13 protein-coding genes are annotated in these 13,659 nt (G+C 67.7%); 11 read left to right on the top strand and 2 right to left on the bottom strand.

Annotated elements, in window-relative coordinates:
• The first annotated feature begins 12 nt into the window (after positions 1-12).
• From ACWF0M_RS14430 to ACWF0M_RS14395, 8 genes are read left to right on the top strand one after another with little or no spacing between them, the layout of a single operon-like run.
• Positions 13-1,119: a DUF4185 domain-containing protein gene (locus ACWF0M_RS14430; protein WP_452236116.1), complete on the top strand. Its 1,107-nt coding sequence runs from the start codon at positions 13-15 to the stop codon at positions 1,117-1,119.
• On the top strand, positions 1,116-1,823 hold the full coding sequence (locus tag ACWF0M_RS14425; RefSeq protein ID WP_452236115.1) for a FadR/GntR family transcriptional regulator: 708 nt from the start codon (positions 1,116-1,118) through the stop codon (positions 1,821-1,823). The genes ACWF0M_RS14430 and ACWF0M_RS14425 overlap by 4 nt, the downstream gene beginning before the upstream one ends.
• Positions 1,824-1,838: 15 nt before the next feature.
• Positions 1,839-3,107: an ABC transporter substrate-binding protein gene (locus ACWF0M_RS14420; RefSeq protein ID WP_452236114.1), complete on the top strand. Its 1,269-nt coding sequence runs from the start codon at positions 1,839-1,841 to the stop codon at positions 3,105-3,107.
• Positions 3,104-3,979, top strand: coding sequence for a carbohydrate ABC transporter permease (locus ACWF0M_RS14415; RefSeq protein ID WP_452236113.1), 876 nt, complete (start codon positions 3,104-3,106; stop codon positions 3,977-3,979). Before ACWF0M_RS14420 ends, ACWF0M_RS14415 begins: the two co-directional genes overlap by 4 nt.
• Positions 3,966-4,775: a carbohydrate ABC transporter permease gene (locus ACWF0M_RS14410; RefSeq protein WP_452236112.1), complete on the top strand. Its 810-nt coding sequence runs from the start codon at positions 3,966-3,968 to the stop codon at positions 4,773-4,775. The genes ACWF0M_RS14415 and ACWF0M_RS14410 overlap by 14 nt, the downstream gene beginning before the upstream one ends.
• 10 nt (positions 4,776-4,785) lie before the next feature.
• Positions 4,786-5,535 carry an SDR family NAD(P)-dependent oxidoreductase gene (locus ACWF0M_RS14405; RefSeq protein WP_452236111.1) on the top strand — a complete coding sequence of 250 codons (750 nt, stop codon included), beginning with the start codon at positions 4,786-4,788 and terminating at the stop codon, positions 5,533-5,535.
• On the top strand, positions 5,532-6,746 hold the full coding sequence (locus tag ACWF0M_RS14400) for an enolase C-terminal domain-like protein (protein WP_452236110.1): 1,215 nt from the start codon (positions 5,532-5,534) through the stop codon (positions 6,744-6,746). The genes ACWF0M_RS14405 and ACWF0M_RS14400 overlap by 4 nt, the downstream gene beginning before the upstream one ends.
• Positions 6,743-8,776 (top strand): hypothetical protein, encoded by a 2,034-nt coding sequence (locus ACWF0M_RS14395; RefSeq protein ID WP_452236109.1) that lies wholly within the window; start codon positions 6,743-6,745, stop codon positions 8,774-8,776. Before ACWF0M_RS14400 ends, ACWF0M_RS14395 begins: the two co-directional genes overlap by 4 nt.
• Positions 8,777-8,792: 16 nt before the next feature.
• On the opposite strand, the gene ACWF0M_RS14390 is transcribed toward ACWF0M_RS14395, so the two are convergent.
• A complete protein-coding gene (locus ACWF0M_RS14390; RefSeq protein WP_452236108.1) occupies positions 8,793-9,461 on the bottom strand; it encodes a GntR family transcriptional regulator in 669 nt (222 codons plus the stop codon).
• A gap of 170 nt (positions 9,462-9,631) precedes the next feature.
• Here ACWF0M_RS14390 and ACWF0M_RS14385 point away from each other — a divergent pair, with 170 nt between their 5' ends.
• Both ACWF0M_RS14385 and ACWF0M_RS14380 read left to right on the top strand, forming a co-directional pair.
• Entirely contained in the window at positions 9,632-11,260 is a 1,629-nt protein-coding gene (locus ACWF0M_RS14385) for a phage tail tip lysozyme (protein ID WP_452236107.1), read from the top strand.
• Positions 11,261-11,282: 22 nt separating this feature from the next.
• Entirely contained in the window at positions 11,283-11,897 is a 615-nt protein-coding gene (locus ACWF0M_RS14380; RefSeq protein WP_452236106.1) for a PEGA domain-containing protein, read from the top strand.
• 5 nt (positions 11,898-11,902) lie between these two features.
• Here ACWF0M_RS14380 and ACWF0M_RS14375 read toward each other — a convergent pair whose 3' ends face one another.
• Complete coding sequence (locus tag ACWF0M_RS14375) at positions 11,903-12,775, bottom strand: dimethylarginine dimethylaminohydrolase family protein (protein WP_452236105.1); 873 nt, start codon at positions 12,773-12,775, stop codon at positions 11,903-11,905.
• Between the two features lie 155 nt (positions 12,776-12,930).
• Here ACWF0M_RS14375 and ACWF0M_RS14370 point away from each other — a divergent pair.
• Positions 12,931-13,659: aminotransferase class I/II-fold pyridoxal phosphate-dependent enzyme (locus ACWF0M_RS14370; protein WP_452236104.1), on the top strand; the 729-nt coding region annotated here is incomplete at its 3' end.

Here is a 13,659-nt window from a genome sequence, read left to right as displayed (position 1 = left end):
CTGATCATTTTCATGTCACGACGCTTTGGGCTGGTTCTCGCGTTGTCCTTGACGGCTGCGGGCCTGAGTGTGCCCGCGGTCCCTGCCGCCGCCTCCGCCTGCGGTGCCGTCCAGACGAACTGGACCGCCCAGTCGACGCCACATGCCGCGCCCGAGGGGTTGCTCAACGCCTACAGCGACACCGGGAAGGGGTGGACGGGTGCGGACAGCACCTACTCCGTGCCGCTCCCCGGTGGACGTACGGCGTGGGTCTTCTCCGACACGTTCCTCGGCCCGGTGAACCCGGACGGCACCCGTCCGACCACCACGCCGTTCGTCAACAACAGCTTCGTGATCCAGCAGGGCACGAGGCTGAAGACGGTCACCGGCGGTACGGCGACCAACCCGACAGCACTGGTTCCGCCGCCGTCCAACGGCTGGTACTGGTTCGGGGCCGCGCAGACCAGCCACTCCGGCCGTGACCTCGACGTGGTCGCACTGCGCTTCGAGAAGACCGGGACGGGGCAGTGGGACTGGCGCTGGGCCAGCAACTACCTGGCTCGGTTCGACAGCACCACGTTCAAGCTGAAGAGCCTCACTCCGATTCCGTCGGGTGCGAACGTCCAGTGGTCCGGCTGGCTGCTGCGCGACCAGGGGTACACGTACGTCTACGGCGTCGAGGACCTGGGCGCAGCGAAGTACCAGCATGTCGCCCGGGTGCGTGGTGACGACCTGACGGCGAAGCCGTGGGAGTACTGGACCGGCTCAGGTTGGTCGAGTGACGAGACCGCCTCCGCGCGTGTGCTCCAGGGCGTCGCCAACGAGCACAGTGTGACCCGCTGGAGCGACGGCTACCTGCTGGTCACGCACGACACCAACGAGCTCTTCAGCAAGCGTGTCCTCGGGTACTTCTCCTGCTCGCCGACCGGTCCGTGGGTGAAGCCGGTCGAGCTGTACCAGACCCCCGAGACGGGCGGGAACATCATCACGTACAACTCCCACGACCACCCGGACCTGCGACGCGGCACCTCGCTCCTGGTGAGCTACAACGTCAACAGCCTGGTCAGCGACGAGCTGTACGGCGACGTGAGCATCTACCGCCCGCGGTTCGTCTCGGTCACCCTGGCGGCGGGCAAGTGAGCGCCACGGGAGGCGTCGTACGGCGGAGTCTGCTGGACGATCTGGCGACGTCCATGCTCGCTCTGATCGCGGAGCGGAAGCTGGCGCCGGGTGATCAGTTCGAGGCCGTGCGGTCGCTGGCGGACCGGTACAAGGTCGCCGTACCCACTATCCGGGAGGCGCTGCGCCGACTGGAGGCAACCGGAGCTGTCGAGCTCCGGCACGGTTCTGGCGTGTACGTCGGTCCGAACGTCGACCGGCTGGTTCTGGCGAACCCCCTGGCGCTGGCGCCGAGTCCGGACCGGCTCGTGGAGCTCCTGCAGGCACGTGCGCTCATCGAGCCGCCTGTTGCCGCACTGGCTGCGCAGACGCGTGGGGAGGCCGCGCTGGAGCAGATGGCCAAGGATCTGGACACTGCAGCCGAGCTGATCGCGTCGGGCGACCATGCGCAGTTGGCCGAGGTGAACATGGACTTCCACCGCTCACTGGCCCAGGCGTCCGGGAACGCGACGCTGGCCGAGGTGGTCGAGTCGGTGACGGTCGTGAACGCCCGGGAGCAGTTGGAGATCCTGCACATCCACGGTGACCGGCAGGCCGACCTGGACGAGCACCGCGCGATCTACGACGCGGTCCGGTCCGGCGACGCGGACCTGGCCGAACTACTCACCCGCGAGCACCTGGACGGCGTACTGGCCGTCATCAACGAACGACTTCAGCATCCCTGAGCTGAGAGGAACAGCATGATTCACCGGAAAGCGCTGACTGCGTTGGCCGTGGCCGGAGCGCTGGCTCTGTCCGCCTGTGGAGGTGGCGGGGCCGCTGCCCCGAAGAAGGGCGAGGACAAGCCGGTCGACTCGCTGAAGTTCTACAACGACAAGGGCGGCTGGAAGGACGCATTCACCCAGGTCGGGGCGGCCAGCAAGAAGGACGTCGGTGTCGGCATGGAGCCGGTCGGGTACTCGGACTCGAACACGTACACCGCGTTCATCCGGTCCTCGTTCCGGACCAAGGAGAAGGCCGACCTGTTCACGTGGCACACCGGCAAGGAACTTCAGGACCTGGTGGACCAGAAGCTCGTTGCCGAAACCACCGAGCAGTGGACCAAGGCGGTTGCTGATGGCAACATCCCCGAGCAGCTCAAGCAGTACTTCACGTTCGGCGACAAGCAGTACTGCGTCCCGCTGAACGCCGGCTACTGGGTGATGTACTACAACAAGGCCGTCTTCAAGAAGGCCGGTATCACCGCGACCCCGAAGACCTGGGCGGAGCTGACCCAGGTCGCGGACAAGGTGAAGGCCGCCGGCGTGAAGCCGTTCTACCAGACAAACATCCTGTTCTCGTTCGTCTGGTTCGAGACGCTGCTGGCCGGCAAGGACCCGGACCTGTACGACGCGCTCGCCGCCGGTAAGGCGAAGTACACCGACCCGGGTGTGGTCGAGGTGATGAACGAGTGGAAGAAGATGATCGACGCCGGGTACTTCAGCGACCCGGGCGCGAAGACCGAGCCGCAGGCGCAGCTGAAGAACGGCGACGTCGCGATGATCAACTTCGGCACCTGGTTCAGCGGCAACCTGAACACGCTGAAGATGAAGGCCGGCACCGACTACGACTTCTTCGTGATCCCGAACGTCAATCCGGCGCTCCCGAAGACCTCAATGATCTTCGAGACCGGACCCGTGTGCTCGGCCGCAGCCAGTGACCACGCGTCGACGGTGAAGAAGTGGACCGACTGGTGGGTCACGCCGCAGGCGCAGACCGCGTGGGCGAACTCCCGCGGCGACCTGTCGTTCAACCCGAAGGCGGAGGTCAAGGACCCGGGGCTGGCGCAGCTGAACAAGGACGTCAACGGATACCGCCTGATCAACAGGTGGTTCGAGGCGACGCCCGTGCCGGTGGCGAACAAGGCACTCGAGGTGTTCGGCGCGTTCGTGACCAAGCCGGGTGACCCGATGCCGGGCCTGCAGAAGATCCAGGCCGAGGCGGACGCCTACTGGGCCAAGCAGAAGTGAGTGATCGGACTGGTGCGCGAGCGGCACCACTGTTCGGACTTCCGGCAGTAGGTGTCGTCGCGCTGCTCTTGTACCTGCCGTTCCTTTGGACGACGTACGTCAGCTTCACCGACTACGACGGCCTGGCGTCACCGGTGTGGTCCGGGCTGGCCAACTACAAGGCGATGTTCAGCGACCCCGACTTGATCGGGGCACTGGTCAACACGCTGCTGTGGGTGGTCGGCATGGTGACGCTGCCCGTGGCGCTCGGCCTACTGGTCGCCGTACTGACCTACGGGCACAAGTGGGGCACGTGGCTGCGGCTGCCGTTCCTGCTGCCGTATGCGATCTCAGGTGTGGCCGTTGGCGTCATCTGGGGATTCGTATTGCAGCCGGACGGCGCACTGGGTCAGGCACTCGGGTTCTTCGGGCTCCCGGGTGCCCACACCGGCTGGCTGCAGGCAGGTCCCGGCAACACGCTGATGATGATCGTCGCGGTCACCTGGCAGGCGGCGGGCGTGAACGCGCTGCTGTTCGTGGTCGGCCTGCAGTCGATCCCTGCTGAGCCGCTGGAGGCTGCGAGGCTGGACGGCGCGGAGGGGTTCAGCCTGTTCCGCCACCACCTCTGGCCGCAGCTCCGGCCGATCACCACGGTGGTCATCGGCCTTTCGATCGTCGGCAGCCTGAAGACGTTCGACGTGGTGTGGGTGATGACGCAGGGCGGCCCGGGTACGTCGTCCGAGACGCTGGCGCTGTCCATGTACAAGGAGACGTTCGTGCTGAACGACTACGGACAGGGCGCGGCGATCGCGCTGTTCCTGAGCCTGGTCACCTTCGCGGCCTCGATCCTCTACCTGCGCTACCAGTTGGGGGACACGCGTGAGCAAGGTTAAGACGGGCGTTCTCGTCGTACTGGGGCTGATCTGGCTCGCGCCGGTCTACCTGCTGGTCGTGAACGCGTCCAAGTCCGTCGACGGGTACGACGCGAAGACCGTGTGGAAGCTGGCCGGGTTCTCGTTGTTCGCGAACTTCGGCGACGCGTGGAGCAAGGCGGCGCTCGGGGACACGTTGGTGGCGACCACGATGTACAGCGTGATCGCGCCGGTGCTCGCGGTGCTGATCGGCTCGGCGGCCGGGTACGCGATCGTCGTACTGCGGTTGAAGCGCGGCTTCGGTTGGTTCGTGTTCATCTTCGGCGGGACGATCTTCCCGCTGCAGATGATCCTGATGCCGTTGTTCTCCGGGTACGCGAACTCCGGGCTGTACGACACCCGGACCGGGATGATCATCGTCTACACCGCGATCAGCGTGCCGTTCTCGGCGTTCGTGATGCGGAACTTCTTCACCGGGATCGCGCGCAGCGTGTTCGAGGCCGCGGTGGTCGACGGCGGCGGGCTGTTCCGGATCTTCCGCAGCATCTACCTGCCGATGGCCGGGTCGGCGCTGGCCGCGATCTTCATCCTGCAGGCGACGTTCGTCTGGAACGACCTGCTGCTCGGCCTGACGTTGAGCCAGTCGGACTCGGTCCGCCCGATCATGCCGGCCCTGACCGGCCTGCAGAGCACGTACGGCGGGGCGTCGCTGCCGACCGTGCTGGCAGGTGGCCTGCTCGTCTCGCTGCCCACGGTCATCCTCTTCCTCGCCGCCCAACGCTTCTTCTCCCGGGGCCTCGCCCTCGGCCAGTTCTGAGAGGACATATATGAGTCGCACAGTCGTCGTCACAGGCGGCGCAGCCGGCATCGGTCGCGGTGCGGTCGAACGCTTCGTAGCAGCCGGAGACCGGGTGATAGCCCTGGACCGTGATGCGAAAGGGTTGGCGGGCCTGAGCGGTGTCACTGCTGTGCAAGTGGATGTCTCGGACCGGGCCGCGCTTGCATCTGTCGCGGAGAAGATCGGCGCGGTGGATGTGCTGGTGTGTGCTGCGGGCGTCCAGCGGTACGGGACTGTGGTTGATACGCCCGGGGCTGTGTATGACGAGGTGATGGCGGTGAACGTCGGCGGCGTGTTCTTCGCGTGCCAGGCATTCGTCCCTCGGATGTCGCGGGGCGGGAGTGTCGTGGTGGTGTCGTCCGTGCAGGCGTATGCGGCGCAGACGGGCGTGGCGGCGTACTCGATGGGTAAGGGCGCGTTGCTGAGTCTGGTCCGGGCGATGGCGGTGGATCACGCTCCGGACGGGATCCGTGTGAACGCGGTCTGCCCGGGTTCGGTGGACACGCCGATGTTGCGTACGTCGGCCGCGCAGTTCGCCGGCGACCGGACGACGGACGAGGTGGTCGCCGAATGGGGGCGCTCGCACCCGCTCGGCCGGGTCGCGACACCGGGAGAGGTTGCCGAGGTCATCTACTTCCTGTCGTCCCCGGCCGCGTCGTTCGTGACCGGAGCGGACGTGAAGGTCGACGGCGGGTTGACCGCCGGGCTGGCCGTGGTACTGCCGGAGGACGCGAAGTGAAGATCGTCGACGTACGCGCGACCACGGTGACGATGCCGTTGGAGGCGCCGCTGCGGCACAGCAACGGAGCGCACTGGGGACGTTTCGTGCGGACTGTCGTGGAGGTCGAGGCCGACAACGGGCTGATCGGGCTCGGCGAGATGGGCGGCGGCGGGCAGAGCGCCGAGGCCGCGGTCACCGGGCTGAAGGAGTACCTGGTCGGCCACGACCCGGCCCGCACCGAGGCGCTGCGCTGGATGCTCGCCAACCCGACCGCGAGCCTCTACAACAACCGCACTCAGTTGCTGGCGGCAATCGAATTCGCGTGCTTGGACCTGCAGGGCCGGGAGCTCGGCGTACCCGTGCACGCGTTGCTGGGCGGAAAGGTGCGCTCGCACGTGCCCTTCGCGAGCTACCTGTTCTTCCGGCATCCCGCCGAGGACGGCACGGGCGAGATCCGTACGGCGGAGCAGTTGGTGGCGCACGCCCGTTCGCTGGTCGACGAGCACGGGTTCAGCGTGCACAAGCTGAAGGGTGGCGTGTTCCCGCCGGACTACGAACGCGAGTGCTTCCGCGCGCTCGCCGAGGCGTTCCCCGGTCATCGCGTGCGCTTCGACCCGAACGGCGCGTTCAGCGTCGAGGAGGCGATCCGGTTCGCCCGCGGGATCGAGGATCTCGACAACGACTACCTCGAGGACCCGACCTGGGGCCTGAACGGGATGCGCCGGGTTCGTGAGAACACCCCGATCCCGCTCGCGACGAACACGGTCGTGGTGAACTTCGAGCAGCTCGCCGCCAACGTCCGCGACCCCGCGGTCGACGTGATCCTGCTCGACACCACGTTCTGGGGCGGCATCCGGCCGTGCATCAAGGCGGCCGGCGTCTGCGAGACGTTCCAGCTCGGTGTCGCCGTGCACTCGTCGGGCGAGCTCGGCATCCAGCTCGCGACGATGCTGCACCTCGGCGCCGTCGTACCGAACCTGTCGTTCGCCGCGGACGCGCACTACCACCACCTGAAGGACGATGTCATTGCCGGCGGCAAGCTTCCGTACGCCGACGGCGCGATCGCGGTCCCCGATGCGCCCGGCCTGGGCGTCGAGCTGGACCGCGACAAGCTGGCCGAGTACGCCGAACTCTTCCGCGAACTCGGCCCGTACCCCTACGACCGAGATCCGGCCCGCCCGGACTGGTACCCCCTGCTCCCGAACACCGATTGGGCCGACCCCTCATGACGATCCCTCGCAGCACCGACCTGGCCAGCGACGTCCTCACGCACACGTACGACGACATGTTCAACCCACCCGGGCTGACGAACTTTCTCGGTACGGCGCAGGTCGACCACGACGTCGTCGCGATCCGCAGCGTGAACTTCCCGCCGTACTCGCACGGCGACACGATCACCGGCCAGCTGTACGTCGACGGGCGCCTGGCGCGCTCGTACGGCGGACCGGTCGAGGTGGTGTGGCGCCCGGACCGCGTCGTCCGCTCCACCGTGGTAGACGGGCTGTCGGTGCGCACGACCACCGCCTGCGCCCCCGGCAGACCAGCTGTCGTCGTACAACTAGAATTCTCCGGAGCGCCGGGGCGGTCGGTTCGACTGGGGCTTTCGCTCGACAGCGGCGCGACCCGCTCGCCCGGGGCCTGGAGCAACTACCAACCCCCGTCCGAGCCCAACACGCTGTCAGCTGCCGGCAATCGGGTTGTCGGCACCGGTGCGTCCGAATCAGCCGTAAGCCTGCAAGGTCTCGACGTTCCGAGCACTGTGGACGGGGCGATGCTCGAAACGACCGTTGTACTGGACGCCGACGGGCGTGCGGGGCTGTCCTACGTCCATGTGCTGGCCGGTTCGCTGGAGGAGGCGACGGAGCACTTCGACGTGTGCGTGGCCGACGTACCGGCCGTGATCGCGGTTGCGGAAAGCGTGTGGGACTTGGCGATTGCGGACGCGTTCGACCCGTCCAGCGACGGCTTCAGCGGGTCCCTGCCCGTGCTGGAGACGTCCAACGAGGCGTTGCAGAAGCTGTACTGGTGGGGTGTGCTCGGGGTCATCTGGTTCCGGCGGGACAACCCGGCCAGCGTGCTCGGGCGGACGTACGACACGTTGATGCCGCGGTACTGGCAGACCACGACGTTCATCTGGGACTACAGCCTGTCCTCGCTGACGCATGCGCTGCTGGACCCGGAGCCGATGCGGAAGCACATCGAGCACTGGATCGACCTGGACATCCACGAGCACTTCGGCACCGAGTGGCTGACCGGCGGACCGGTCGGGCAGTGGTACTCGGTGAACGACTTCGCCATGACGCGACTGGTACGCGACTACGTGCGGTTCACCGGAGACGAGGCGTTCCTGGACGTTTCCGTTGGTCCGAAGCCAGTTGGGGAGCATGTGCACGACTGGGCGACCGCCTGGCGCGGTCTGCGCGGTGAACACGCGCTGGCCGACTACGGCGGCATCGACAACCTGCTGGAGTGTGTGAGCAGCTACGTGCACGAGGTGGCCAGCTTCAACGCGGCCAACGTCTGGTGCATGCGAGTCGCGGCCGAGATCGCGGACCGCTCCGGTGACGCGGACCGTGCCGCTCTGCTCCGCAAGGAGGCGTCTGCGCAGGCGGGCCACGTCAACGAGCTGTATGTCGAGGGCAAGGGGTTCTGGCACGCGCGGCAGCCGGACGGCACACTCGTCCCGGTCCGGCACTGCTACGACTTCAACATCATCGGTACGACGATCCCGGACGACCTGTCCGAGTCGCAGTGCGCCGAGATGGTGGCGTTCTTCCAGCGGGAGCTGCAGACGCCCACGTGGATGCGCGCGCTGTCGCCGTACGACGCGGATGCTGCGTTCAGCGTGCGCCCGGACCACCAGTGGAACGGTGCGTACCCGGCGTGGCCGGCCGACGCGGGGCGCGCACTGTTCGCGCTCGGGCGTGGCGACGTACTGCTGGACTGGCTGCCGGGTCTCGCCAAGACCGCGAACCAGGGACCGTGCGGTCAGGCGCACTTCGTCGAGGAGGCGCAGCTGCCGATGGCCGGCGGAGCGCGGAAGGCGCCGTCGCAGTTCCCGTACCTGATCGACTGGTCCTGCTCGTCGTCCGGCGCCTGGGTCAGCCTGGTCCTGGAGGGCGTCTTCGGCATCGAGGTCGCCCTGGACGGCACCGTGACCGCGAGCCCACAGGTCGCGGCGCTCGACCCGCACGCTCGGCTGACCGGCCTCCGGGTCGGCTCGAAGACGTACGACGTGACGGCGGACGGACTGGTCTGAGCCGCCCCGGAACCGCTCAGCTGGGGGGCATCGCGATGGCCTCGAGGAGGGACTCCTCGGCGCCGGCGAGATGACGACGGAGCTCCTCGACGCACTCGTCGAGCTCGCCCCGCTCGAGCAACCGGACAAGCTTGCGGTGGGACGCGACCTGCTGGCGCGCGTCCTGCCGTAGCGCGTCGACCCGGGCCAACGCGAGCCGCGCCTCGCCGGTAACCGAGTCGGCGGTCGCGATCAGCCGCTCGCTGCCGGTGAGCGCCACCAGGCTGCGGTGGATGGCCAGGTGGGTCTCGGTCAGGGCCTCCGGGTCGGCACCGTCCTTGGCGGTCGCGGCGAACACCCGCATCGCCTCCCGAACCCGCTCCCGGGCCGCTTCGTCGGCGTCGTACCAGGCCCGGATCCCGGCGGACTCGAGCACGAAGCGGGCGCGGCAGATGTCGGCCACCGCGTCCGGGTGCAGGATCGCGACACTGACGCCCTTGTTCGGCTCGCGGACCGCGAGGCCCTCGGTGACCAGCATCGTCATCGCCTCGCGGATCGTGCTCCGCGCGACCCCCAGCGCCTCGGCGAGCGGCTGCTCACGCAACGGCGTACCCGGCTCCAGATCACCGGCGAACAGGGCGGCCCGCAGCGCGTCGACCACCCGGTCCACCGTGGTCGAGCGGTCCACCCGCAGCCGTTCGTACATGGTGTGATTCTCGTCCAGACCCGGTCCGTTGTCGCGCTCGACCCGGCCCCGGCCGGTCGCCTGTGGATAACTTCCGGCAGATGACCCGGTTTTCGGGCAGCATTTCCCTAGTGGCCGCCCCTTCCCGCGGACCGGCGCGGGGAGTCACACGGAGGAGCGAGGAGCAGAGCGTGGGAAAGATCAATCCGCTGCAGCTCCTCGGCGCCTTCGGGCTGGCGGTGATACTGCCGTTGATCATGGTCGCGATGATGCTGTTCAGCATTCTGGGTGGGACGGACTCGGCCGCGGCGCAGTGCGCGCAGCAGGAACAGGACCAGCCCCTAATGGGCTGGCCGACCGACCGGCACAAGATCGACGGCGACTGGACCATCTTTCACCTGGGCTACGACTTCCAGGTGAAGGAGGACGACAAGGTCTACGCGTCCCAGGACGGAAAGGTCGTCTACGCCAAGGGCAACGAGGTCCGGATCCGCCTCGAGAGCGTCGAGACCCGCTACAAGTACCTGAAGACGATCACGGTCAGCGACGGCGCCGACGTCAAGCGGGGTGCCCAGATCGGCACCGCCGGTACCGGCGACGAGGGCACCGACGGCAACGGCGCCCCGATCGGAATCGCCGGCGCGCATATCCACTGGGAGATGTGGGCCGACCAGGAGAACAAGAACAAGTGGTCCATCGTTCCGAAGCCGGAAGAGAACCCGTTCGAGCTCGATACCTCGAAGGGCGGCGGTGCCAGCTGCAGCTGCGTCGGCGGTGACCTCTCCGGGGCCAACAACCAGCAGAAGGCCTTCAACTTCTTCGTCCAGAACGGCTACTCCAAGGAGCAGGCCGCAGGCATCGTCGGCAACATGATCAGCGAGTCGAGCGTCGAGCCGGGACGCCTGCAGGGCACGAACCCGGGCACCGTCAGCAAGCCGAACGAAGTGGTCAACTCGTCCCTCGGCTGGGGAATCGTGCAGTGGACGCCGGCCGGCAAGATGATCAACCCGTCCCGGGACGCCGGGGTCCAGGACGACCAGATCGGCTCCCTGGGCTACCAGCTGGAATTCCTGGTCAAGCAGCTCAACGGCGACCCGCCGCTCGCGGAAGGGGCAGCCGGGAAGGCGATCAAGGGGGCAACCTCGGTGGAGGACGCCGCGTACCAGTTCGGGCACATGTTCGAGCGGTTCGCCGGCAGTGAGGACCCGAACCACGAGCGGTACGCCGAGCGTAAGGCGAACGCGCGGCACGTGTTCGACACGTTCGCCGGTTCGGCACCCGCGGGAGGGGCTGCGCAGAACGCGAGCACCGCCGGCGGATGCGGCGCGGGCAGCGGCAACATCGCCGAGGTCGCGAAGAACCTGGCCTGGCCCGAGGACGGTCACGACGGGGTCGAGGCGAGCATCGCGAAGAAGGAGTACGTCGATGCGATGGACCAGTACAACGACGGCTCCGCCGGCGAGGATCCGTACAGCGACTGCGGGCGGTTCGTCGCGACCGTGATGCACATGAGCGGCGCCGACAAGGCCTATCCGAATGTGGGAACCGACGTGCAGCGGGCGTACCTGGAGAGCTCCGGGAAGTACGACTCGTGGCACGGGGAGCCTCCGGGTGGCATGAAGCCGGGTGACATCCTGAACGGGCCCGGCCACACCTACCTCTACGTCGGTCCGTGGGGTAAGGACGGCGGAGGTTACAACGCGGCGTCTGCGTCGCTGCACGGTCATGTGCCGGAGGCAGGCCACCTGTACGACGTCGGCGGAGGCTCCGGCAACTTCACGGTCTACCGGCTGAAGAGCGCGCCGCAACCGGCGAGCTGAGCAAGGACAGGAGCAGCGGACAGTGGAAGAGAACCGGAGACCGTTGATGATCGGCGTCGTCGCGCTGGCGGTCGTGCTGATCCTGATCGGCGGCGTCGTGCTGTTCCGAGGCAGCGGATCGGAGACGACGCTGGTCGTCCAGTCGATCCCGAACGACCTGACCCTGAAGCTCGACGGCCACGAGATCCCGGCGAACGGCGAGGTCAAGATCAAGGCCGGCCCGCACACCCTGGAGGGTTCGCGGCGCGGCTTCCAGACCTACACCCAGACCTTCACCTCCGGCAGCGACGCGCTGACCTACAAGATGTACCTGTACGCCAACAGCGCCGAGGGCCGGGAATGGAGCAAGAACAACCCCGAGCAGCAGCGTCAGCTGGAGGCCGAGGCCGGCCGGAGGTACGACGAGATCCAGTACCGGCTCAAGGTCAAGTACCCGATCCTGTCGCAGCTCCCGTACGTCGGCGACGGCTTCCAGGCGACGTACACCAAGTCCAAGACCGACCCGAACAACCCCGAGGCGATCTCTGTCGTCATCGAGGTCTTCGGCCCCCAGGGCAAGAAGAAGGCCCTCGAGTGGATCAAGGGCTACGGTTGGGACATCAACACCCTCGACGTCATCTGGACCACCGGCAAGTAGGCCGGTCAGGCGGGGAGGACGAGCTCCCCGCCCGGAGTGCTGATCGCGGACAGCGGGAAGTCCAGCGGGTTCGTCAGGCACCGGATCGAGCCGCCGCCCTTGTGGAACTCCGACAGGTCCAGTACGACCACACGCAGCCCGAGACCCGTGAAGACGTCGTACAGCCGCGGGGAGCAGGCCGGCATGATGATCGTCTCGCCGACCACGATCGAGTTCGCGCTGAACGCGAACGCCTCCTCGTCGGTGAGCACGATCGGGTCCGGGACGATCCCGGACAGCTCGGCCTGGCTCGCGGCGTCGAACGCCGGCGGGTAGATCATCGCGTGGGTGCTGTCCACCGGGCAGAACGGCAGGTCGAGGTGGTACATCCCCTCGTGGGCGATCCGCAGCCCGCGGACCCGGATGTTCCAGCCGGTCGCCAGGTGCTTGAGCGCCTCCTCCTCGGTCCGCGGCCCGTACCCGACGACCAGGCTGTCGCCGAACACGAACGCGTCCCCGGACTCGAAATGCGGCCCGACACCCTCACCGCCGGTCCGGTCGAGCCGGAAACCGGCCGCGGTGAACCAGTCGGCCGCGCTCAGCGACTCCTTCCGGCGGGGCGCGAACCGCATGTGCGAGAGCATCGCGCGGCCGTCCGCGGCGGCCAGTCCGAGGTTCATCGCGTACACCATGTCCGGCGAGTCGGCCCGCTGCGCGAGGACCTCGACCTCGCCGCCGGCGTCCACGATCGCCTGCCGCAGCGACTCCCACTGCGCGAGCGCGAGCGCCGGGTCCGGCTGGTCCAGCGTCGACATGTACGGGTTGATCACGTAGTCGATCCGGAAGTGGTCCGGCCGGACCATCAGATAGCGACGACCCCACTCCAGCGGCTGTCCCATGAACCCTCCTGACGACGTGTGGCGGTATTGCCAGATTCCCCGATTGTCCGACAATCAGTCAGTTTGAGGCTCGAGGTTTCCGGAGTCAAACGGCGTGCTGTACGTCGCTTCCGGGAGGGTGGTTCCGGGGCGCGGGTAAGGACTAACCTGCGGGCATGACCCCTGACAACGAGGTTCGCTTTCGCGCTTGCCTGGACGATGTCGCGGCTTACAAGCCGGGCCGTCCGCCGGAGCGCTCCGACGGTCGCCCGACGTACAAGCTCTCCAGCAACGAGAACCCGTATCCGCCGCTTCCGGGCGTGCTCGCCGCCGCGACCGAGGCCGCCGCGCAGATGAACCGCTACCCGGACATGGGCGCGGTCGACCTGCTCGAGGCGCTGTCGGACCGGTTCGGCGTACCGGTGAGCGATCTCGCGGTCGGGACCGGGTCGGTCGCCCTGCTGTACCACTTGCTGCAGGCGACCGTTGCGGACGGCGACGAAGTGATCTACGCCTGGCGCTCGTTCGAGGCGTACGCGATCGCGGTCCAGCTGACCGGCGCGACGTCGGTCAAGGTGCCGCTGACCACCGAGGCCCGGCACGACTTCAAGGCGATGGAGGCCGCGATCACCGACCGCACCAAGGTCGTGCTCGTCTGTACGCCGAACAACCCGACAGGCCCGGTGGTACGACGCGACGAGCTGCTCGCGTTCCTGGACGCCGTACCGTCGAACGTGCTGGTGGTGATCGACGAGGCGTACCGCGAGTTCGTCCGGGAGACCGACGTCGTGGACGGGGTCGAGCTGTACCGCGACCGGCCGAACGTGCTGGTCCTGCGGACGTTCTCGAAGGCGTACGGGCTGGCCGGGTTCCGGGTCGGGTACGCGATCGGTCACCCGTCGGTC

This window comes from Kribbella sp. NPDC055110 (genome assembly GCF_053607525.1).
Note: the sequence above shows the minus strand (reverse complement) of the source record. Positions and strands in the feature narration are given on the sequence as shown.

Excerpts from the sequence above, each read along its gene's own strand:
- ACWF0M_RS14395 (WP_452236109.1), top strand. The coding sequence starts at position 6,743 with ATGACGATCCCTCGCAGCACCGACCTGGCCAGCGACGTCCTCACGCAC.
- ACWF0M_RS14420 (WP_452236114.1), top strand. The coding sequence starts at position 1,839 with ATGATTCACCGGAAAGCGCTGACTGCGTTGGCCGTGGCCGGAGCGCTG.
- ACWF0M_RS14390 (WP_452236108.1), bottom strand. The coding sequence starts at position 9,461 with ATGTACGAACGGCTGCGGGTGGACCGCTCGACCACGGTGGACCGGGTG.
- ACWF0M_RS14405 (WP_452236111.1), top strand. The coding sequence starts at position 4,786 with ATGAGTCGCACAGTCGTCGTCACAGGCGGCGCAGCCGGCATCGGTCGC.
- ACWF0M_RS14430 (WP_452236116.1), top strand. The coding sequence starts at position 13 with ATGTCACGACGCTTTGGGCTGGTTCTCGCGTTGTCCTTGACGGCTGCG.
- ACWF0M_RS14375 (WP_452236105.1), bottom strand. The coding sequence starts at position 12,775 with ATGGGACAGCCGCTGGAGTGGGGTCGTCGCTATCTGATGGTCCGGCCG.